Here is a 22,523-nt window from a genome sequence, read left to right as displayed (position 1 = left end):
TGTCTTCCCAATATATATTTTTGGAAATCTTACTTCCAAACGTTTTTGGTTAAATCGATGAAATTGACTTTACATTGTTAACTAAAAAAATAAAAAATATTTCAATATTTTGTGACTTGTCTTGAGGTTAATTTTAAATTGTAAGTCTTAAGTGTTGTTTATGTTTTAAATTATAATAATTCAAGGGGTTTTTTGAAGTGTTTTTTGAAAAGCAAGGGCGTTTTTATCTTTTTTGTAGTCTTTTTTTGATTTTTCATCTTTTTTAAAAAAATAAAAACAAAAAAAGCACTCTAAATGGAGTGCTTTAAAACATATGTGATTTTGATTATTTTTTTGTGGTAACAACTATTACTCCATCTTTGGCTTTTTTACCATATTTTTTGGTTGCGTTTTCACCTTTTAATACTTCAACTTTTTCAATGTTATCTGGTTTTATTTTTTCAAACTCTTTTTGAGACATTTCTTTTCCATCAACAATAATTAAAGGTTCTTTTCCGTCATTGGTTGATATAAATACCTTGTCGTTGCCATTACCTTTTGTTTCTATTTTAATAACATTATTGTCTTCTTTAACCCAAATGTTTTCGTCTTTGTCTTCAATCCATTCACTTATAATATTCCCGTTCTTGTCTTCTTTAATAATGATAATTTCATCTTTGTTTTTGTTTCCTTTTTTCTTTAACTCAATAACTTTATCACCATCTTCAGAAATGAAAAACGCATTTTTATGTTCTCCACTTTTTAATATTTCATGAACTTTATCTCCAGATTTAATGATGATTTTATCGTCATCTTCTATAATTTCATGAGTTTCTCCGTGACCTTCGTGAGCATCATCTCTAATAACAAAAACATTGTTACCACTTCCAGACCTGTGTATTTTATGGTTCTTGTCTTTAGTAACGAAAGTGTAACCTTCCCCAAAATGAATGTCATTACTGTTGCCAATAGAAATGCTATCATCTGTAAATGATATTTTAATAGGTTTTATACTTTCATCTGATGATGTGTGGTAGTTTGAATTTGCTTTTTTAACTGAGGCGTCAATTTTTATAGCTGTAATTTCATCTTTGCTATTTCGTTTAACTCCTTTAAATTTAATTGTGATTCCCTTTTTAGAAAGTTCCTTTTTTAATTTGTCTAAATCAGTGTTAGACATGTCTTTAGTGATTATTACCATTTCAACATCTTCGTCGTGGTCATGATTTTTAACAACTTCTTCATCTGTGGTGTACACTTCTTTTGTGTTAAAGCTCATTAAGAAAATGGTTAAAAGTGGTAGGATTAATAGAAGTTTCCATTGATTGCTGTTTTTTGATCTGTTTTTGTGTAGCATAACTATACGTTTTTTGATTAGTGAATTATAAAAATTATTTGTCAGCGCCATTTTGTAGTTTGGTACGCTTGTTTTTAATAATAAATGCTGATAGCTTTTAGAGCAATTAACTATGTTTTGAGTTGATTTGTCTGCGATATACTCTAAGTTTTGTTCGATGTCTTTTTTGTAAAGCCATACAATTGGATTGAACCAAAATACAATACAAGATAAATGCGATATTATTATATCTAATGAGTGTAATTGTCTTGCATGAACTTTTTCATGAGTTAAAATTTGTTGTAGTTCTTTGGTCTCAAATTGATTTGGATTAAATACTATCCAGTTAAAAAATGAAAATGGTGGATTGTCACTATTGGTTTTTATTATTCTAAATTTATCTTCTTTCAACTTTTTATTAGCCAATAATAATTTGCTTAATGACTTTAACTGAAATAATAGTTTAATAAATAATCCAATTGCTACAAGAATATAAATAGAAAAGATTATGGTGCTTGTACTAATGCTTTCTTCTGCAATATCCTTAGTTGAGATGATATTTGAAGATGCTATAGTGCTAAGTTGAGATGGTTCTATAGTGATGTATATTGGAATTACTATTAAAGGGATAAATAAGGCAGAAATTAATCCAGTTAAAAGAAACCATCTATTACTTTCAAAAAATGTTTCTTTTTGTAAAAACAATTTGTAGCACAAATAAAATAAAATGATGATGGCGCTCGATTTAATTAAATGTTCCATTATTTTTTGTTTTCTATTAATTGAATAATCTCTTTTAGTTCATCAACACTAATTTTTTCTTCCTTAGCAAAAAATGAAACTACACTTTTGTATGAGCTGTTAAAATAACTGTCTATAGCATTGTTAAAGAATTTTTCCCTGTATTCTTCTTTACTAACAATTGGGTGATACTGGTGGGTTTTTCCATAAGCTGTATATCCAACATATCCTTTATCTTCTAGGTTTCTCACTATTGTTGATAATGTATTGTAATGTGGCTTGTCGTTTTCTATTTCAGCAAGGACATCTTTTACAAAAGCTTTTTCAAGCTTCCATATAATTTGCATTATCTCTTCTTCTTTATTTGTTAATTTCTGCATTTGAGTTGTCAATTTTAATGATGATTCAAACATATAACTATTTTTATAGTTATACAACTGTAAATATAGTTATTTAACTAAATTTTTAGTTTTTATTGTGTGTTTTTATGATTTAAAGTTGTTTTGTCAATATTTTTTTTCAAGATTTAGATAATCATAAATCTTAAGTTATCTTCGCGTAAAAATTAATTTATGAGCATATTATTAGTCGCTTTAGGCTTTGTGTTGTTGGTTGTTGGAGGTGAGTTTTTGGTAAGATCGTCTGTAGCATTATCATTTAGGTTAAGTATTTCTAAAATGGTAATAGGTTTAACAGTTGTGTCTTTTGCAACTTCGGCGCCAGAGTTATTGGTAAGCTTAAATGCTGCATTAAGTGGTTCGCCAGCAATTGCTATTAATAATGTAGTCGGGTCTAATATTGCTAATATTGGTTTGGTTTTAGGAATTACAGCTTTAATAGGGACTATTATGGTCGATAAGTCTTTTTATACTTTTAATTGGCCAGTTATGATGTTGTTTTCAATAGCGTTATATTATTTTTTAAGTAACGATAATAAGTTAACTACTATTGAAGGTGTTATTTTGTTTGGAGCATTAATCGTATTTATATTAATGCTTATCAAGCGATCTAAAGGTGTAGATGTTGACGATGATGAGGTGGATCCAACTTTAGCAAAAGTGTCTTATTTTAAAATTGTACTTTGGTTAATAATAGGGGGATTGGCATTGTATTTTGGTTCAGATTGGTTAGTAACTGGAGCAGTAGATATTGCTGGAAAGTTAGGCGTGAGTGAAGCTGTGATATCTGTGTCTATGATTGCTGTTGGAACTAGTGTTCCTGAGTTAGCAGCATCTGTAATTGCTGTTGCTAAAAAAGAAAAAGCTATTTCGTTAGGAAACTTAATAGGGTCAAATATTTTTAATATTGGTTCTGTTTTAGGTTTGACTTCTATAATAAAAGATATTCCAGTAACAGATGACCAGATATTATCTAGAGACATTTTTTGGATGTTGATATTTGCTGCTGTATTACTGCCAATGATATTTATTCCAAAACGTTTTCAGTTTAATAAGCTTGAAGGAATGATGCTGGTAGGAGCTTATGGGTTATTTATTTTCTTAGTATTTATTGGTGCGAAATAAAAAACGCCTAACAATATGTTAGACGTTTTTATATGATTGGTAAAGGAGCTGTTATATATTAGCTGACTTTACTGTTTTTATAATTCTTCCTGCGATTTTGTATGGATCACCATTTGAAGCAGGTCGTCTGTCTTCTAACCATCCTTTCCAGCCATTTTCAACTGTAATAATTGGAATTCTAATTGAAGCGCCTCTGTCAGATACTCCATAAGAGAAATCAGATACGTGAGCAGTTTCATGTAACCCAGTTAAACGTTCGTCGTTGTTTGCTCCATATACATCAATGTGTTCTTCTGTAACAGGTCTAAATGCTTCACATATTTTTTCATATATTTCTTTACTACCACAAGTACGAAGTGTTGTGTTAGAGAAGTTAGCGTGCATTCCAGATCCATTCCAGTCACCTTTTACTGGTTTTGGATGATACTCAATATAATAACCATATTTCTCAGTTAATCTATCTAATAAATATCTAGCAACCCAAATTTCGTCACCAGCTTTTTTGGCACCTTTTGCAAATAATTGGAATTCCCATTGTCCTGGAGCAACCTCTTGGTTAATACCTTCAAAGTTTAATCCAGCTTCAATACATAAGTCAGCATGTTCCTCAACAAAATCTCTTCCCCAAGTATAACGTCCACCAACTGAACAGTAATATTTTCCTTGAGGTCCAGGGAATCCTCCACGAGGGAATCCTAATGGTAAATCAGTTTTTTGATCCATTAAGAAGTATTCTTGTTCAAATCCAAACCAAAAGTCATTATCGTTATCATCAATAGTAGCTCTTGCATTTGATGGGTGAGGAGTACCATCAGAATTTAATACTTCAGACATTACTAAGTAACCATTTTTTCTTGTTGGGTCTGGATAAATAGCTACAGGTTTTAATAAACAGTCTGAAGAACCACCTTCGGCTTGTTCGGTTGAACTTCCGTCAAAAGACCAAATTGAACAGTCTTCTAATTTTCCACTAAAGTCATCTTCAACTTTAGTTTTACTTCTCATGTTTTGAGTTGGTTGATGTCCATCTAACCAAATGTACTCAAGTTTAGATTTTGCCATTTTTTAAAAAAAGGATTTATGTTTTTTAAATTACGAAGCAAATATATATGTTTTAATTCACACCATTGTTTTTTTAGGGTGTTTTTATTAACAAGTATGTTTATTTTTATCTATACCCTATTTTTTTTAGGGTTGTGTTGTTTAAATTTTATTTTTTTGACAAAAAAATGAAATATTGTTAATAAACTATTGTTAATTGTATTTCATTATTAGGTGTTTAAATCTAATTTTGCTTTAAATGTTAAAATAAGGATTATGTCTACGTTACGATTTCATGCGTTAAAAGAATCATTAAATAGAGAACCAAAAAAGATAAATGAGGAAGTTAAACGTTCCTCAATTTTTGGACAACATGTATTTGATGAAGCGACAATGAGGCAGTGTCTTACTAAAGACGCTTATGATAGTGTTGTAGATGCTATAGAAAACGGTACAAAGATATCTCGAGGAATAGCAGATCAAATTGCTGCTGCAATGAAAGATTGGGCAATGGTAAAGGGAGTAACTCATTATACGCATTGGTTTCAGCCTTTAACAGGAGCTACTGCAGAAAAGCATGATGCCTTTTTTGAAACGATTGGTAATGGTTTAGCGGTAGAGAAATTTGGTGGTAATCAATTAGTGCAGCAAGAGCCAGATGCATCTTCATTTCCTCATGGAGGTATAAGAAATACATTTGAAGCAAGAGGATATACAGCTTGGGATCCAACGTCTCCAGCGTTTATTTTTGGAACAACATTATGTATTCCAACGGTGTTTGTTTCATATACAGGAGAAGCTTTAGATTATAAAACCCCACTTTTAAGGGCTTTACAAGTTGTAGACAAAGCAGCAGTAGCTGTTGCAAAATATTTTGATAAAAATGTTAAAAAAGTAAATGCTTCTTTAGGTTGGGAGCAGGAATATTTTTTAATTGATAAAGCATTAGTTGCTTCTAGACCTGATATTACTTTAACAGGTAGAACATTACTTGGACACTCTTCAGCTAAAGGACAGCAATTAGATGATCATTATTTTGGAACTATTCCTAATAGAGCAATGGCATATATGCGTGATTTGGAAACGGAGTGTATGTTGCTTGGAATTCCTGTTAAAACTAGGCATAATGAGGTGGCGCCAAATCAGTTTGAGTTAGCACCTATTTTTGAGGAGGCTAACTTAGCAGTCGATCATAACTCTTTGTTAATGGATGTTATGGAAAAGATTGCAGAGCGTCATAATTTTAAAGTCCTTTTTCATGAAAAACCATTCGCAGGAGTTAATGGTTCAGGGAAACATAATAATTGGAGTTTAAGTACTAATACAGGAGTTAATTTGTTAGCACCTGGAACTACACCAATGAGTAACCTTCAATTTTTAACCTTTTTTGTTAATACAATTAAAGCAGTTTATGATAATGAAGAGTTGTTGAGAGCTTCAATAGCATCAGCAAGTAACGACCATCGTTTAGGAGCTAATGAGGCACCTCCAGCAATAATTTCGGTGTTTATTGGTGAGCAATTAACTAAGGTGTTACAGGAACTTGAAGGAGTAACTAAAGGGAAGTTGTCTCCGCAAGAAAAAACAGATTTAAAATTAAATGTAGTAGGTAAGATACCCGAAATATTATTAGATAATACAGATAGAAATAGAACATCTCCTTTTGCTTTTACGGGTAATAAATTCGAATTTAGAGCGGTTGGCTCTACAGCAAATTGTGCTAATCCAATGACGGTTTTAAATTCTATTGTAGCTAAGCAGTTAATAGATTTTAAAGAAGAAGTTGATTTGTTGATTGCTAAAAAAGATCTTAAGAAGGACGAAGCAATATTTAATGTTTTACGTGAATATATTAAACATTCTAGAAGTATACTTTTTGAAGGAAATGGTTATAGTGATGACTGGCAAAAGGAAGCGAAAAAGAGAGGTTTAAGTAATAATAAAACAACACCTCAAGCGCTTAAGGCTAGAATATCAAATAAAACAATTTCAATGTTTGAAGGCTTGGGTGTTATGAATAAGGTAGAGATAGAAGCACGCTATGAGATTGAGGTTGAGGAATATGTGAATCATATTCAAATTGAAGGGAGAGTGCTAGGTGATATTGCTAGAAATCATGTCATTCCTACTGCTGTTAAATATCAAAATATCCTAATTGAAAACGTAAGAGGACTTAAGGATATTTATGGTGATAATTTTAAAGACTATGCAGTTGAACAGTTAATATTAATCAAGGATATTTCCGATAGAATTGAAGCTATAAATTCAGGAGTCACTCAAATGATTAATGAGAGAAAGTTGGCTAATAAAATTAAAGATACTTCTAAAAAGGCAAATGCCTATTGTGAAAAAGTAAAGCCTATGTTTGATGAAATAAGATATCATTGTGATAAGCTTGAGCTGTTAATTGATGATGAATTATGGCCTTTAACAAAGTATCGAGAATTGCTCTTTACTAAGTAAATGTAGGGTTTAGTTTACGTTTATGTCCGTTTTTTTGAATGATTTTTGTACGTATAATTACGTATTTCGTCTAAAATTTTCAGCCCTTAATTTGTATTTCAGCTAATTATTTAACTAGTTATCGAATTTAACAGTTTTTTCCTACGTTAACTGTGGTAATGGTTGATTTTTAATGACTTATTTTTATTAAATTTGTATTGCTATTAATCCATATTTTGTAAAAATGAAAAAGTTACTATTAAGTGTCTTGGCGCTTATGGTTGCGACTCTCTTATTCACTTTAGACGATTCAAAAGACAATCTTAAAGATGAATTATCGCAAGACAGTAAGTTAGAAATTGTAGATGCTAACATCGCATCTTAGTTTTTAACGTTTCGATTTTTAAAGGCTCTAGTATTCTATTTTTTAGATTTAGAAAACTAGAGCTTTTTGTATTTATCTTCTTTGTTAAGCGTTTACTTTAAGGTGTTGATAGTCAAATATTTGCAGCTATGTTTTTCTTGTTTTTTAAAAACTGATTAGTATATTGCTATGCTCTAAATCTATTAAAGTTCTTTTCTACTCTTAATTAACTATTATGAGTTTGAAAAAGTTTTTTGTGTTTGTCTTGTTATTAATGGCTGTAAATGTCAATTCTCAAGATGAAGAAATTCAAGAATCATCAAAGTTTATAAATCCAGTTTTTGGAACTGAAGTTAGAGGGAAAAATGTTTTTACATTGGCTTTAGGTACTTCTGTTATTAATGGAGATTATATAGACCCTCTATTTGAAATTTATAGTCATTATGGCTATAAGCGTTATTTTGGAAGATACATTAATGTTGGGTTTACGTATCATAAGTTTAATTTAGCTTATAAAGATTTGTTTAATGAAGGTTTTATGTCTTTTGATTTAAATGCTGAAATAACATTGATGCCAAATAATGTGTTTACTCCTTTTGTGTTTTTTGGAGGAGGCTATAACGCTTCAAATTATTTTGAAGAAACTAGTTTTAAAGCTCAAGCAGGATTGGGTGTTGAGTACTTAGTGTTAGAACAGTTAGGAGTTAAGTTGCAAGCTGATTATAATCATGTGTTTACTGATGAGTTAGATGGTTTAGTTAAAGGAGAGGCTGATGATGTGTATTGGAGGGTGGCTTTTGGAGTAAATTTTTATTTTGAGAAATGGAACAAAAAAAGACGTATAAAACCAAACGAACCAACAATCATTAATTCTAATCCAATAATACATAATTAACTAAATACTTTATTACTTTTGCATAACCAAAAAAAATATCCTTCAATGAGTAACGAGGTTAGTAAAAGATATGCACAAAGAGGCGTTTCTGCTTCTAAGGAAGATGTACATAATGCTATTAAAAATATAGATAAAGGTTTATTCCCTAAAGCTTTTTGTAAAATAGTACCAGATTATTTAACTAATGATGATGATTATTGCTTAATAATGCATGCAGATGGTGCTGGAACAAAAAGCTCGCTAGCTTACATGTATTGGAAGGAAACTGGAGATATTTCAGTTTGGAAAGGAATTGCTCAAGATGCATTAATAATGAATATAGATGATTTATTGTGTGTTGGAGCTACAGATAATATAATGTTGTCTTCTACAATAGGTAGGAATAAAAACTTAATTCCAGGAGAAGTAATATCTGCAATTATTAATGGAACAGAAGAGTTAATTTCTGAACTTAAAGAATTTGGAGTCACAATTCATTCAACAGGAGGAGAAACTGCCGATGTTGGAGATTTGGTAAGAACAATTATTGTTGATTCTACAGTTACTGCAAGAATGAAGCATGAAGATGTTATTGATAATGCTAATATTAAAGAAGGTGATGTTATTGTAGGATTAGCGTCCTATGGAGAGGCTACTTACGAAAAGGGTTACAATGGAGGAATGGGCAGTAATGGACTTACTTCTGCTAGACATGATGTTTTTCATAAATATTTAGCTGAAAAATACCCTGAAAGCTTTGATGCTTCAGTGCCAGAAGATTTAGTATATTCTGGACAAACAAAGTTAACAGATGCAGTTGAAGATGCTCCAATTGATGCTGGACAATTAGTGTTGTCGCCAACACGTACTTATGCACCAATTATTAAATCAATTTTATCTAAATATAAAAGCGATACTATTCACGGAATGGTTCACTGTAGTGGTGGAGCGCAAACAAAAATTCTTCATTTTGTAGATAACCTTCATATTGTAAAAGATAACATGTTTAAAATTCCACCTTTGTTTAAGCTTATTCAAGAGCAATCAAAAACAGACTGGAAAGAAATGTATCAAGTATTTAACTGTGGACATAGAATGGAGTTATATGTATCTCCTGAAATTGCTGATGATATAATTAAAATTTCTAAATCGTTTAATGTTGATGCTCAAATAGTGGGTCGCGTAGAAGCAAGTGATTCTAAAAAGCTTACAATAAAAAGTGAATTTGGCGTTTTTAACTACTAGTGAAAAATTTAAAAATCTCTAACCATGTTTTTAAATAGTTATAAAAATAGTTATAAGACTTGTCTAGTTATTAGTTTTTTATTGTCTAGTTTTTTTATTTCTGCTCAAAGTGTAGAGAGAGACACCATTTCTATAAATCAAGATAGTCTAGTTATTGTTGAGGTAAAACGTGATACTATTAGAATTAAACGTGATACAGTTGAGGCAAAAAAAGATAGTATTGTTGAAGATTGGAGACATATTAATCGTGTGAGTTTTGATATTAGTGAGGTGGCTTTTGTAAACTGGAATGCTGGTGGTTCTAGCTCAATTTCTGGATTATTAGGTTTGGAATTTCAGCGTAATTATAAACACGACCATACAGTTTGGGAGAATAGAGCAGTGATTAAATATGGTGTAAACAAGCAGCAAGATCAAGATATTAGAAAAACTGATGATTTATTAGAAATCAACTCTCGTTTTGGCTTTAGAAAAGATACTATTTCAAATTGGTATTATTCGGCTAATTTTAGTTTTGCAACACAACTTACAAATGGTTATAATTATTCTAATAGCGATTCTGAGCCAATATCAAAGTTTATGGCGCCAGCTTATATGTTTTTAGGAGTTGGTTCTGTATATGGAGAGCATATAGAGTATTTTTCGGCTTATTTATCGCCACTTACATTAAAATCTACATTTGTATTAGATCAGGATTTAGCTGATGCAGGTGCTTTTGGAGTTACTCCAGCTACCTTTGATGATGAAGGTAATATGTTAACCAGAGGGAGTAATTTTAGAAGAGAAGTTGGAATTCTTGTAAATAGTTCTTTTGAAAAAGAGGTTTACGAGAATATTTCATTGCGAAATATTATAAGTTTATATACCGATTACCTAAACAATTTTGGAAATATTGATGTTGATTGGGAGTTAGTTTTAAATTTTAAAGTTAACAGTTTTGTACAAGCAACATTAGGTTCGCATCTAAAATATGATGACGACGTAAAGATTACTAAGGATAGCCTTATTGAAGGTGAAGAGCCAATTGTATCTGGAGCTAAAGTACAATGGAAACAGATGTTAGGAATAGGGGTTTTAGTAGATTTCTAGAAGCACTTTTTGTTAACTTTTTTGTGTTAGTAAGTTTTTAACTTTCTAAATATCAGTGTATTAAATATTTATATCTGTTGGCTTTATGATATATGTCATATTTTAAGTCTATATTTTTTGATTGCTTTATACTTCTTAATAAATCCAATCAAATGTCAACAAAAACTATAAATTCTCAATTAAAAAGCTATACTCAAGAAGAAGCTTTTAGCGCTTCTGTTTCATATTTTAAAGGTGATGATTTAGCAGCACGTGTATGGTTAAATAAGTATGCACTTAAAGATTCTGATGGAAATATCTTTGAGCTTACGCCAAACGATATGCATAAACGTATTGCGAAAGAGATTGCAAGAATAGAAAGACGTTATCCAAATCCATTACCAGAATCTAAGATATTTGATTTGATTAAGGATTTCAAATATATAGTACCTCAAGGTAGTCCAATGGCAGGAATAGGAAACCCTTATCAAATAGCATCTTTATCAAATTGTTTTGTAATTGGAAATGATGGTGATTCTGATTCTTATGGAGGAATTATGAAGATTGACCAAGAACAAGTTCAGCTAATGAAACGTAGAGGAGGAGTAGGTCATGATTTATCTCATATAAGACCAAAAGGTTCCGAAGTTAAAAATTCTGCTTTAACATCTACAGGAATAGTACCTTTTATGGAACGTTATTCTAATTCAACACGTGAAGTTGCACAAGATGGACGTAGAGGAGCATTAATGTTGTCTGTGTCAATTAATCATCCAGACTCACAAGATTTTATAAATGCTAAATTAGAACAAGGAAAAGTTACTGGAGCTAATGTTTCTGTTAGGATAGATGATGATTTTATGAAGGCTGTAAAGAACAATGCAACATACATTCAAAAATATCCTGTTAATAGCGATAACCCAAAAGTAAAAAAGAGTGTTGAAGCCAAAAGTATTTGGAAAAAGATTGTACATAATGCTTGGAAATCTGCTGAACCAGGAATTTTATTTTGGGATACTATTATTAATGAATCGGTTCCAGATTGTTATGCAGGTTTAGGGTATAAAACCGTATCTACTAATCCATGTGGTGAAATACCATTGTGTCCATATGACTCATGTCGTTTGTTGGCAATAAATCTGTTTTCATATGTAAACAATCCATTTACAGAAAAAGCTGTGTTTGATTTTAAGAAATTTAAAAAACATGTTGCTGTAGCACAACGAATCATGGATGATATTATTGATTTAGAATTGGAAAAAATTGATGCGATTTTAAATAAGATTAATAATGACCCAGAATTGGATGAAGTTAAATCTGTAGAAAGAAACCTTTGGTTAAATATTAAACGTAAAGCAGAAGAAGGTAGACGCACAGGCATAGGAATAACAGCCGAAGGTGATATGCTAGCTGCTTTAGGTATTCAATATGGAAGTCAAGAAGGTAATGAATTTTCGGTGCAAGTACATAAAACGCTAGCAATGGAAGCTTATAGAGCATCTGTACAAACAGCAAAGGAAAGAGGCGCATTTACAATTTTTGATTCAGAAAAAGAAAAGCACAATCCATTCATTGATAGGATAAAAGAAGAAGATAATAAATTGTACTATGATATGTTGGAATATGGAAGACGTAATATAGCTTTGCTTACCATTGCACCAACAGGAACAACTAGTTTAATGACTCAAACATCATCAGGTATTGAGCCTGTTTTTATGCCAGTTTATAAACGTAGACGAAAAGTGAATCCTAACGATAAGAATGTTCGAATTGATTTTGTTGATGAAGTAGGTGATTCTTGGGAAGAATATGTAGTATTTCATCATAGGTTTAAGCAATGGATGGAAGTAAATGGAATAGATACTTCAAAGAATTATAGTCAGATAGAAATTGACGATTTGATAAAACAGTCTCCTTATTATAAAGCTACATCCAATGATGTGGATTGGTTAAGTAAAGTAACTATGCAAGGAGCAGTTCAAAAATGGGTTGACCATTCTATTAGTGTAACCATAAATTTGCCAAATAATGTAAGTGAAGATTTAGTAGGAGAACTGTATCTTAAAGCTTGGGAAGTTGGCTGCAAAGGTGTTACGGTTTATAGAGATGGTTCAAGGGCAGGAGTGTTAATTTCTACAGATGAGAAAAAAGAAGGTAAAACAAACGAACTGACTTCTTTCCCTGTAAAAAGACCTCAAATATTAGATGCAGATGTGGTACGTTTTCAAAATAATAAAGAAAAATGGATTGCATTTATAGGATTGATTGACGGAAAACCTTACGAGATTTTTACTGGACTAGCAGATGATGAAGATGGTATTTTATTACCACGTTGGGTAAATGAAGGATTGATTATAAAAAGCAAAAATGGAGATGGTCAATCTAGGTACGATTTTCAATATAAAAACAAAAGAGGTTATAAAACTACTATTGAAGGATTATCGCATAAGTTTAATCCAGAATTTTGGAATTATGCTAAGCTGTTTTCAAGTACTTTGAGACATGGTATGCCTATTGATAAGATTGTAGAGTTGATTAATAGTTTACATTTAGATAGTGAATCAATAAACACATGGAAGAATGGAGTGGTAAGAGCATTAAAACGTTATGTTGCAGATGGTACAAAAGCTAAAGGACAAGCTTGTGCAAACTGTAATTCTGAAAACTTGATTTACCAAGAAGGTTGCTTGACTTGTACAGATTGCGGGTCTTCTAAATGTGGATAGGTTAAGGTTTTTAGGATTAACTTAAACTCCCTTCGCTTAAATATTTATAGTCTTCAAGTTCTAATAAATTTTTTATGTGCTTGGTGCAGCCATTTTTTAACAAGTAAATTTCATCAGAAACATCTATAATGTGTCTGTACATATGATCAGAAATAATAATAGCTTTATGCTTTTTTTCTTGAGCAATTAAGGTTTTTATTTGTTCAATATATAGAGGAGCTAAGTGCGAAAAAGGTTCGTCTAGCAATACAAGTTTACTATCACTTTTTAAAATAAGGTAAGTTTCAATGACACGCCTTTCTCCACCAGACAGCTTATTTATTTTGTAGTTTTTAAAAATTGAAAATGCTTCAAACTGACTAATAAATTCATCCCAGTTTACACCATAGCTCTTAAAAGCAGTTATAACTTTGAAAAAGTTAGGAATTAAATGATGTTGCGGTAAAAACTTAACTAATTTGGTAAGATATAAAGGTTTTAAAATTGGCTTGTTATCTATTCGTATTAGCTTGTATTTAGCTTTCATAGAGCCAAAAGTTATTTGCATCAAACAACTTTTTCCAGAGCCATTACTACCTAAAATAGCTGTCACTTTTCCAGTGTCTACTTTTAGGTAAATACCATTTAAAATTCGTTTGTTTTTAAAGTAAAGTTCTACATTGTCTATTTCAAAAATCACGTTATATAAATTCTTTTATCAAGGTAAGAAATCCTATTGTAAATAATGTATCTATAAAAAATAGGACAGAAAACAACTTTATTGACGAAATGCCTAAGTTGTTAAAAAACACCAATCGTCGTTTTGCATTAGTTTCATTAACTAAATACCAAACAAAAATTGTAAGGAGCAATTTGGTAACTATTGCAGGCATAATAAACGGATTTACAATGGTTATAATGATATTTATTATAAACGACCACAATACAAATGGCTTGTAAAAAGTAAGTATGTTTAAAAACTGCTGCATCTATTACATAAACGACGTTAGTAATAAATTATTTTTTTTGAATTAAGAGTTGTGATATTTTGATATTGACAATTCATAAATTATCGTACTTTTGCTACACAATTTTAGAGAAGCAGATGTTAGAGAAAATTCAAATAGTAAAGCAACGTTTTGATGAGGTTAGTGATTTAATTATCCAACCAGATATTATTACAGACCAAAAACGTTATATACAATTAAATAAAGAATATAAAGACTTAAAAAAGATAGTTGATAAAGGCGATATCTATAAGTCGTTAATGGATAATATTAACGAAGCTCAAGAAATTATTGATGATGGCAGTGATGCAGAAATGGTTGAAATGGCCAAAATGCAAATGGACGAGGCAAAAGAGCAATTACCTGCTTTAGAAGATGAAATTAAGTTCTTGTTAATTCCTAAAGATCCTGATGATGCTAAAAATGTTGTAGTAGAAGTAAGAGCTGGAACTGGTGGTGATGAAGCAAGTATTTTTGCAGGAGATTTACATCGTATGTATACTAAATATTGCGAAAGCAAAGGTTGGAATGTAAGTGTCGTAGATTTTAATGAAGGAACATCTGGAGGATTTAAAGAAATCATTTTTGAAGTATCTGGAGAAGATGTTTACGGAACAATGAAGTTTGAGGCTGGAGTACATCGTGTACAACGTGTACCTCAAACCGAAACACAAGGTCGTGTACATACATCAGCAGCATCAGTAATTGTATTACCTGAAGCCGAAGAATTTGATGTAGAACTTGATATGAAAGAAGTGCGTATTGAGCGTACAACATCTACAGGTCCTGGAGGTCAATCGGTAAATACAACATACTCTGCAATTAAATTACACCACGAGCCAACAGGAATGATTGTAAGTTGTCAGGATCAAAAATCTTCACACAAAAACTTAGAAAAAGCCTTAAAGGTATTGCGTTCTCGTTTATACGAAATGGAGCTGGCTAAGAAACAAGCAGCAGATTCAGAAAAGCGTAAAAGCATGGTATCTTCTGGAGATAGAAGTGCAAAAATTAGAACATATAACTATCCACAAGGTCGTGTAACAGATCATAGAATTGGTTTAACATTATATGATTTGTCTAACATTATTAATGGAGACGTTCAGAAAATAATAGACGAGTTAATGTTGGCTGAAAACACTGAAAAGTTAAAAGCAGACAGCGACGTACTTTAAAATATTTAAGCCTCTTTTGAGGCTTTTTTTATAGACAATATGACAACACAACAACTAATAGAGCAGATAAAAATCAAAAAGTCATTCTTATGTATTGGCTTAGATGTAGATTTAAATAAAATTCCACAACATTTATTAAAAGAAGAAGATCCAATTTTTGCTTTTAATAAAGCTATTATAGATGCAACGCATCATTTATGTGTAGCATACAAGCCTAATACAGCGTTTTATGAGGCTTATGGTATTAAAGGTTGGCAAGCTTTAGAAAAAACCATTAATTATATTAATGAAAAGCATCCAGAGATTTTTACAATTGCAGATGCTAAACGTGGTGATATTGGTAATACAAGTACCATGTATGCTAAAGCATTTTTTGAAGATTTAGCTTTCGATAGTGTTACAGTAGCGCCTTATATGGGAAAGGATTCAGTTGAACCATTTTTAGCATTCGAGAATAAACATACTATTTTGTTAGCCTTAACATCCAATCAAGGTGCTTTCGATTTTCAAACTAAAATTGTAGAAGGGAAAGAGGTTTATAAACAAGTATTAGAAACATCTACCTCATGGAAGAATAGCCAAAATTTGATGTATGTGGTTGGAGCTACTAAAGCGGAGTATTTAGCAGATATTAGACAAATTATTCCTAATAGCTTTTTGCTAGTACCTGGAGTAGGAGCACAAGGTGGAAATCTACAAGATGTATGTAAATATGGTATGGTTAAAGATAGTATTGGTTTATTAATCAATTCCTCTCGTGGTATCATTTATGCATCCAATGACGAAGATTTTGCCCAAGCGTCAGCAAATAAAGCAAGAGAGCTGCAAGAACAAATGGAAGCTGTTTTAAAGGCTTAATGTTTTCATGGTAATTCATGACCAAATAGGAAGATTTCTTGAACTGAGCACTGTACCTAAACGTATCATTTCGTTAGTGCCATCTCAAACCGAATTATTGGTGGATTTAGGCTTAGAGTCATCTTTAGTTGGTGTTACTAAATTTTGTATACATCCAAGTCATATTAAAAATAATGTTCAGATTGTTGGTGGGACAAAAAATATTAAGCTAGATGTTATTAGGGCTTTAAATCCAGATATTATTCTTTGTAATAAAGAGGAGAATATTAAAGAAATTGTTGAGGTTTGTGAGCAAGTTTGTCCTGTACATGTGTCAGATATTTTTACCATAGCAGATGCACTTCAGCTTATAAGTATGTATGGTGATATGTTTAATGTAAATAAGCAAGCTTCAAAAATGATTGAGTTTATAAAAACTGAACAATCAGATTTTGAAAGGTATTGTAAAACTCAAAAAACTTTACGAGTGGCTTATTTTATTTGGAAAGAACCATGGATGGTTGCTGGAGGTAATAATTTTATTAATCACTTATTAGAACTTAATAAGTATGAAAATGTGTTTAAAACACAACCACGTTACCCTGAAATTGATATTAATAAACTAAAAAAGGAAAATATTGATGTGCTATTTCTTTCTTCTGAACCATATCCATTTAAAGAAAAGCATGTAGAAGAAATTGCAACGAGATTAAATAATAAGATAGTTGTTAAAATTATAGATGGTGAAATGTTTTCTTGGTATGGCTCAAGACTTAAAAAAGCATTTGGCTATTTTAAGGAATTAAGAAACAACCTTGAAGTCACGATCTAAAAACTTTAATCTATTCATACGATTTAAAAGTTGCATGGCGCGATATTCCGAAAAATCACTTAAAGCATGGTCTGTCTGCCTTAAATTGTAAGCTTCTTCAATAAGTAACTTGTACTTTTTACGAAGCTTATCACGATGCTGTTTTATGTTAGTGTTTTTTTTCACTTAGAGAGTTAGTTAATTATGCTATTAAATATATTTAAAATATTGTAAAACAGCAAGTTAATTTCAAATAAAAAATCGGCCTATTTCTAATAAACCGATTCTTACAAAACTAACTTTTACTAACTAACCCAAAAAAGTCTTAAGTGTTATGACTTATATGTGGGACAAATATCCAATTTTAGCTTGATTGTAATGTTATGTTAATATTAGTATTAGATTATCAGTAGTTTATTATATTTAATAGCATAATTAACTAACTCAATTATGAAAGCTATTTATATAGTATTTGTTTGTCTATTTTCATTCAGTGTTAATGCTCAACAAAATAATACAAGCTGCAAATGTTGTACAGAAAAACATGGAGAGTTTGATTTCTGGATTGGTAAATGGACAGTAACAAATCCAGATGGTTCTTTTGCAGGAACTAATGTTATAGATAAAATACAAGATAATTGCATCTTACGCGAGAATTGGACAAGTGCCAATAAAGGTTATACAGGAACTAGCAATAATTTTTATAATGCTACAACTAAACAATGGGAACAAATTTGGGTTGATAATCAAGGAGGAAGTTTGCATTTAAAAGGAAATAGAGTAGGTAACCGAATGATTCTTAAGTCTGATATGATAACAGATTCAAAAGGTCAGAAGTTTCATCATAAAGTAACTTGGACACTTAATGAAGATGGCTCAGTAAGGCAGTATTGGGAAACCATCACTATTGATAATAGTATTACAGTTGCATTTGATGGTTTGTATAAAAAAACCGAATGATAATTCATTCGGTCTTAATTTCTTTTCTGTAGAGTATAACTAATCCTGTAAAGCAAAGACTTTCTTTAATAGGTCTGTTGTTCTACTTGAAGCTTTAGTTCTAATCTCTTTTTCTTCAACAGCAATCATTGTATAAACACCTTTTAGTGCTTCTCCAGTAACATAGTCAGTTAAATCTGGATTTACATCTTTAGTAAAAGGAATTGTATTGTACTTGTTAATTAGGTTTTCCCAAATTTGGTCTGCTCCAACTTTGCCAAACGAATTGTTAATCACAGGATGGAACTTATTATAAAGCTCTGTTTGTGTTTTTCCTGTTAGGTATTGTGTTGCAGCATTATCGTTTCCTAATAATATGTTTTTAGCGTCGTCAAAAGTAATGTCCTTCACTGCTTTTACAAAAATTGGAGTAGCTTCTTTTACAGCATCTTCGGCAGCTCTGTTTAACACTTTTAAACCTTCGTCTGCCAAATTACCAAGTCCAATGTCCCTTAGTCCTTTATCAACTTTCTTTAATTCTTCTGGTAGTAATATTTTTACTAAATCATTTTTATAAAAACCATCTTTAGCGGTTAGTTTACTTACTTGTTTTTCTATTCCTAAATCTAATGCTTGTCTTAATCCAGCAGCAATGTCTGTATTTCCAATAGTAGTTCCTTGAGGTAGTTGATTTACAACTTGTTGTAATTCGGCACATGCTGTTAAATTAAGTAGTAATACTACAGCAAAAATTCTTTTAATCATAGTTTAAGGTTTTATAAAGCAAAGATATGGGATACTTCTATATTTTGTCAAAAATCGCTCTTGATTTTTAGATAAGATTAACTTTAGATAATTTATGATATTCTGCTAGTTTTTTTGAATATTTCGTAAATTGCACACCCTTAAAACAAGTTTTTTTACGAATGGAACAAATTGCACCTTATAAACCAAAACATAAAGTAAGAATAGTAACTGCAGCATCGTTATTTGATGGACATGATGCGTCAATTAATATTATGAGACGTATCATCCAATCTACAGGATGTGAAGTCATTCATCTTGGACACGATAGAAGTGTTGAAGAAGTAGTAAATACTGCAATCCAAGAAGATGCCAATGCTATTGCTATGACCTCTTATCAAGGCGGACACAACGAATACTTTAAGTATATGTACGATTTACTTAAAGAAAAAGGTGCAGAACACATCCGAATTTTTGGAGGAGGTGGAGGAGTGATTCTTCCTGAAGAAATTAAGGAATTAATGGATTACGGAATTACACGTATCTATTCGCCAGATGATGGAAGAGAACTTGGACTTCAAGGAATGATTAACGATTTAGTAGAACGTTCAGATTTTGCTATTGGAGATCATTTAAATGGTGAAGCTGAAAAAATTGCTTCTAAAGATGTAAATGCAATTGCACGTGTGATTTCCTCTGCAGAGAATTTCCCTGAAGTAGCAAAAGAAACTTTAGATGCTATACATGCTAAAAACGAAACTTCAAAAACACCTGTTCTAGGAATTACAGGAACTGGAGGAGCTGGTAAGTCGTCTTTAGTAGATGAGTTAGTAAGACGTTTTTTAATTGATTTTCCAGAAAAAACGATTGGATTAATTTCTGTAGATCCATCAAAACGTAAAACAGGAGGTGCATTATTAGGAGATCGTATTCGTATGAATGCTATTAATAATGAACGTGTATATATGCGTAGTTTGGCAACACGTCAATCTAATTTAGCATTATCTAAACACGTTAACGAAGCTGTTGAAGTATTAAAGGCAGCTCAATACGATTTAATTATTTTAGAAACATCTGGTATTGGACAATCTGATACTGAGATTATAGAACATAGTGATGTGTCTCTTTATGTAATGACACCAGAATTTGGTGCGGCAACGCAGTTAGAGAAAATCGACATGTTAGATTTTGCTGATTTAGTAGCCATCAACAAGTTTGATAAACGAGGTGCTTTAGATGCTTTACGTGATGTGAAAAAACAATACATGCGTAATAATAATCTTTGGGATGTACATATGGATGATATGCCTGTTTTTGGAACCATTGCTTCGCAGTTTAATGATCCAGGAATGAACACGCTGTATAAAGCAATTATGAATAAAGTTGCTGAAAAAACGGAGGCTGACTTAAAATCGTCTTTTGAGATTTCTAAAGAAATGAGTGAGAAAATCTTTGTGATTCCACCAGCAAGAACACGTTACCTTTCTGAAATTTCTGAAAATAACAGAGCTTATGATGCTAAAGGAGATGGACAAGTAAAAGTTGCTCAAAAGCTTTACGGAATATTTAAAACTATCGAATCTGTTGTTGATGTACAACCAGAGCTTAATAAAGCTGGACTTAACGAAGATGAAATTTTAAAGCAAGTAAGTGCTGATGAATTGCCATTTGTAAAATTGTTAATAGCTCAGTTTGATAAAGTAAAAATGAATTTAGATCCTTACAATTGGGAAGTGATTACCAATTGGGAGGAAAAAGTAAATAAATACAAAAACCCTATCTATTCTTTTAAAGTAAGAGATAAGGAAATAAAAATAGAAACACATACAGAGTCGTTATCACACACTCAAATTCCTAAGGTAGCTTTACCAAAATATGAAGCTTGGGGAGATATTTTACGTTGGACATTACAAGAGAATGTTCCAGGAGAATTTCCATATACTTCAGGATTGTATCCATTTAAACGTACAGGAGAAGATCCAACACGTATGTTTGCAGGAGAAGGAGGACCAGAGCGTACCAATAGACGTTTTCACTATGTAAGTTTAGGTATGCCAGCAAAGCGTTTATCAACTGCTTTTGATAGTGTAACGCTTTATGGTAACGATCCAGATCATCGTCCAGATATTTATGGTAAGATTGGTAATGCTGGAGTTTCTATTTGTTGTTTAGATGATGCTAAAAAATTATATTCTGGTTTTAACTTAGCACATGCCATGACATCGGTAAGTATGACTATTAATGGTCCTGCACCAATGTTATTAGGATTCTTTATGAATGCTGCAATTGATCAGCAATGTGAGATTTACATCAAAGAGAATGGATTAGAAACTGAGGTTGAAGCTAAAATTCAGGAGATATATAAAGACAAAGAACGTCCAAGATATAATGGTGATTTACCTGAAGGTAATGATGGTTTAGGATTAATGTTATTGGGAGTTACTGGAGATCAAGTATTGCCAAAAGACGTTTATGAAGATATAAAAGTAAAGACTATTGCTCAAGTAAGAGGAACAGTTCAAGCAGATATTTTAAAAGAAGATCAAGCACAAAATACGTGTATTTTCTCTACAGAGTTTGCACTACGTTTAATGGGAGATGTACAAGAGTACTTCATTGATAATAATGTACGTAACTTCTATTCGGTGTCTATTTCAGGATATCATATTGCAGAAGCAGGAGCAAATCCAATTACACAGTTAGCATTAACGCTAGCTAATGGATTTACTTATGTAGAGTATTATTTATCGAGAGGAATGGATATTAATAAGTTTGGACCAAACTTATCTTTCTTCTTCTCTAATGGTATCGATCCAGAATATGCTGTGATTGGACGTGTAGCAAGACGTATTTGGTCAAAAGCTTTAAAGCATAAATATAATGCCAATGCTAGAGCGCAAATGTTGAAATATCATATTCAAACTTCTGGTCGTAGTTTACACGCGCAAGAAATTGATTTTAATGATATTCGTACTACGCTTCAAGCCTTATATGCAATCTATGATAACTGTAACTCGCTACATACAAATGCATATGATGAAGCAATTACAACACCAACTGAAGAGTCCGTACGTCGTGCGATGGCAATTCAGTTGATTATCAATAAAGAATTAGGATTAGCGAAGAATGAAAACCCAATTCAAGGTGCATTCATCATCGAAGAATTAACGGATTTAGTTGAGGAAGCTGTACTCGCTGAGTTTGATAGAATTACAGAAAGAGGTGGTGTTCTTGGAGCTATGGAAACGATGTATCAACGCTCTAAGATTCAGGAAGAAAGTTTATACTACGAAACTTTAAAACATACTGGTGAATTCCCAATTATTGGTGTAAATACATTCTTAAGTAGTAAAGGATCGCCAACAGTGTTACCAGCTGAGGTAATTAGAGCAACTGAAGAGGAAAAGCAATTCCAAATTAAGACATTAGAAAGCTTACATGCTGCTCATGATACAAATGCAATGTTGAAGAACTTACAAGAGAAAGCCATTAACAATCAAAATATTTTTGAAGACTTAATGGAGGTTTGTAAAGTGTGTTCTTTAGGGCAGATTACGAGTGCCTTGTTTGAGGTTGGTGGTCAGTACCGAAGAAATATGTAAAAAAGTAATTTAAGAATGCATCTTTTTTAATGTTTCTAAGTCTTATAGGTGAAACTATAAAACAAAAAACAATGAAAAATAAAGAATGTA

General features: G+C 31.5%; 17 protein-coding genes. 11 read left to right on the top strand and 6 right to left on the bottom strand.

Annotation, left to right across the window (positions count from 1 at the left end; all coding sequences use genetic code 11):
* Positions 1-325: 325 nt before the first annotated feature.
* Positions 326-2,077: a M56 family metallopeptidase gene (locus ACLII3_RS02475; RefSeq protein WP_412986201.1), complete on the bottom strand. Its 1,752-nt coding sequence runs from the start codon at positions 2,075-2,077 to the stop codon at positions 326-328.
* Positions 2,077-2,436: a BlaI/MecI/CopY family transcriptional regulator gene (locus ACLII3_RS02470; RefSeq protein WP_412986199.1), complete on the bottom strand. Its 360-nt coding sequence runs from the start codon at positions 2,434-2,436 to the stop codon at positions 2,077-2,079. Before ACLII3_RS02470 ends, ACLII3_RS02475 begins: the two co-directional genes overlap by 1 nt.
* 192 nt (positions 2,437-2,628) lie before the next feature.
* Here ACLII3_RS02470 and ACLII3_RS02465 point away from each other — a divergent pair, with 192 nt between their 5' ends.
* Positions 2,629-3,579: a calcium/sodium antiporter gene (locus tag ACLII3_RS02465; protein ID WP_412986197.1), complete on the top strand. Its 951-nt coding sequence runs from the start codon at positions 2,629-2,631 to the stop codon at positions 3,577-3,579.
* Between the two features lie 51 nt (positions 3,580-3,630).
* On the opposite strand, the gene ACLII3_RS02460 is transcribed toward ACLII3_RS02465, so the two are convergent.
* Positions 3,631-4,641 carry a glutamine synthetase beta-grasp domain-containing protein gene (locus ACLII3_RS02460; protein WP_412986196.1) on the bottom strand — a complete coding sequence of 337 codons (1,011 nt, stop codon included), beginning with the start codon at positions 4,639-4,641 and terminating at the stop codon, positions 3,631-3,633.
* Between the two features lie 255 nt (positions 4,642-4,896).
* Here ACLII3_RS02460 and ACLII3_RS02455 point away from each other — a divergent pair, with 255 nt between their 5' ends.
* The 5 genes from ACLII3_RS02455 to ACLII3_RS02435 all read left to right on the top strand — a co-directional run bounded on the left by ACLII3_RS02455 (position 4,897) and on the right by ACLII3_RS02435 (position 13,339).
* Positions 4,897-7,083, top strand: coding sequence for a glutamine synthetase III (locus tag ACLII3_RS02455; RefSeq protein WP_412986195.1), 2,187 nt, complete (start codon positions 4,897-4,899; stop codon positions 7,081-7,083).
* Positions 7,084-7,667: 584 nt separating this feature from the next.
* A complete protein-coding gene (locus ACLII3_RS02450; RefSeq protein ID WP_412986193.1) occupies positions 7,668-8,321 on the top strand; it encodes a Curli production assembly/transport component CsgG in 654 nt (217 codons plus the stop codon).
* A gap of 45 nt (positions 8,322-8,366) precedes the next feature.
* Positions 8,367-9,545 (top strand): AIR synthase related protein, encoded by a 1,179-nt coding sequence (locus ACLII3_RS02445; RefSeq protein ID WP_412986192.1) that lies wholly within the window; start codon positions 8,367-8,369, stop codon positions 9,543-9,545.
* A 24-nt stretch (positions 9,546-9,569) separates the two neighbouring features.
* On the top strand, positions 9,570-10,634 hold the full coding sequence (locus tag ACLII3_RS02440) for a DUF3078 domain-containing protein (RefSeq protein WP_412986191.1): 1,065 nt from the start codon (positions 9,570-9,572) through the stop codon (positions 10,632-10,634).
* A gap of 152 nt (positions 10,635-10,786) precedes the next feature.
* Positions 10,787-13,339, top strand: coding sequence for an adenosylcobalamin-dependent ribonucleoside-diphosphate reductase (locus tag ACLII3_RS02435; RefSeq protein WP_412986189.1), 2,553 nt, complete (start codon positions 10,787-10,789; stop codon positions 13,337-13,339).
* Positions 13,340-13,355: 16 nt separating this feature from the next.
* Here the strand turns inward: ACLII3_RS02435 and ACLII3_RS02430 are convergent, their stop codons facing one another.
* Positions 13,356-14,018 (bottom strand): ATP-binding cassette domain-containing protein, encoded by a 663-nt coding sequence (locus ACLII3_RS02430; RefSeq protein ID WP_412986188.1) that lies wholly within the window; start codon positions 14,016-14,018, stop codon positions 13,356-13,358.
* Positions 14,019-14,423: 405 nt separating this feature from the next.
* Between ACLII3_RS02430 and prfA the strand changes: the two genes are divergently transcribed.
* From prfA to ACLII3_RS02415, 3 genes are read left to right on the top strand one after another with little or no spacing between them, the layout of a single operon-like run.
* The gene (prfA, locus tag ACLII3_RS02425) at positions 14,424-15,500 is read left to right on the top strand and encodes a peptide chain release factor 1 (protein ID WP_412986186.1); all 1,077 of its coding nucleotides are present in this window, start codon (positions 14,424-14,426) and stop codon (positions 15,498-15,500) included.
* Positions 15,501-15,539: 39 nt separating this feature from the next.
* Positions 15,540-16,358 (top strand): orotidine-5'-phosphate decarboxylase, encoded by an 819-nt coding sequence (gene pyrF / locus ACLII3_RS02420; protein ID WP_412986185.1) that lies wholly within the window; start codon positions 15,540-15,542, stop codon positions 16,356-16,358.
* A gap of 7 nt (positions 16,359-16,365) precedes the next feature.
* The gene (locus tag ACLII3_RS02415) at positions 16,366-17,169 is read left to right on the top strand and encodes an ABC transporter substrate-binding protein (protein WP_412986183.1); all 804 of its coding nucleotides are present in this window, start codon (positions 16,366-16,368) and stop codon (positions 17,167-17,169) included.
* Here ACLII3_RS02415 and ACLII3_RS02410 read toward each other — a convergent pair.
* Positions 17,140-17,334 (bottom strand): Lacal_2735 family protein, encoded by a 195-nt coding sequence (locus ACLII3_RS02410; protein WP_412986182.1) that lies wholly within the window; start codon positions 17,332-17,334, stop codon positions 17,140-17,142. The genes ACLII3_RS02415 and ACLII3_RS02410 overlap by 30 nt on opposite strands.
* 264 nt (positions 17,335-17,598) lie before the next feature.
* Between ACLII3_RS02410 and ACLII3_RS02405 the strand changes: the two genes are divergently transcribed.
* Entirely contained in the window at positions 17,599-18,108 is a 510-nt protein-coding gene (locus ACLII3_RS02405; RefSeq protein ID WP_412986181.1) for a hypothetical protein, read from the top strand.
* A 39-nt stretch (positions 18,109-18,147) separates the two neighbouring features.
* Here the strand turns inward: ACLII3_RS02405 and ACLII3_RS02400 are convergent, their stop codons facing one another.
* On the bottom strand, positions 18,148-18,852 hold the full coding sequence (locus tag ACLII3_RS02400) for a DUF4197 domain-containing protein (RefSeq protein WP_412986179.1): 705 nt from the start codon (positions 18,850-18,852) through the stop codon (positions 18,148-18,150).
* A gap of 161 nt (positions 18,853-19,013) precedes the next feature.
* Here ACLII3_RS02400 and ACLII3_RS02395 point away from each other — a divergent pair, with 161 nt between their 5' ends.
* On the top strand, positions 19,014-22,433 hold the full coding sequence (locus tag ACLII3_RS02395; RefSeq protein ID WP_412986177.1) for a methylmalonyl-CoA mutase family protein: 3,420 nt from the start codon (positions 19,014-19,016) through the stop codon (positions 22,431-22,433).
* The last annotated feature ends 90 nt before the right edge of the window (positions 22,434-22,523 follow it).

Origin of the sequence: Pontimicrobium sp. IMCC45349 (assembly GCF_047219225.1) — a bacterium.
Classification (GTDB): Bacteria; Bacteroidota; Bacteroidia; order Flavobacteriales; family Flavobacteriaceae; genus IMCC45349.
The sequence above is the reverse complement of the archived record's forward strand: the minus strand, read 5'-3'. Positions and strand labels throughout refer to the sequence as shown.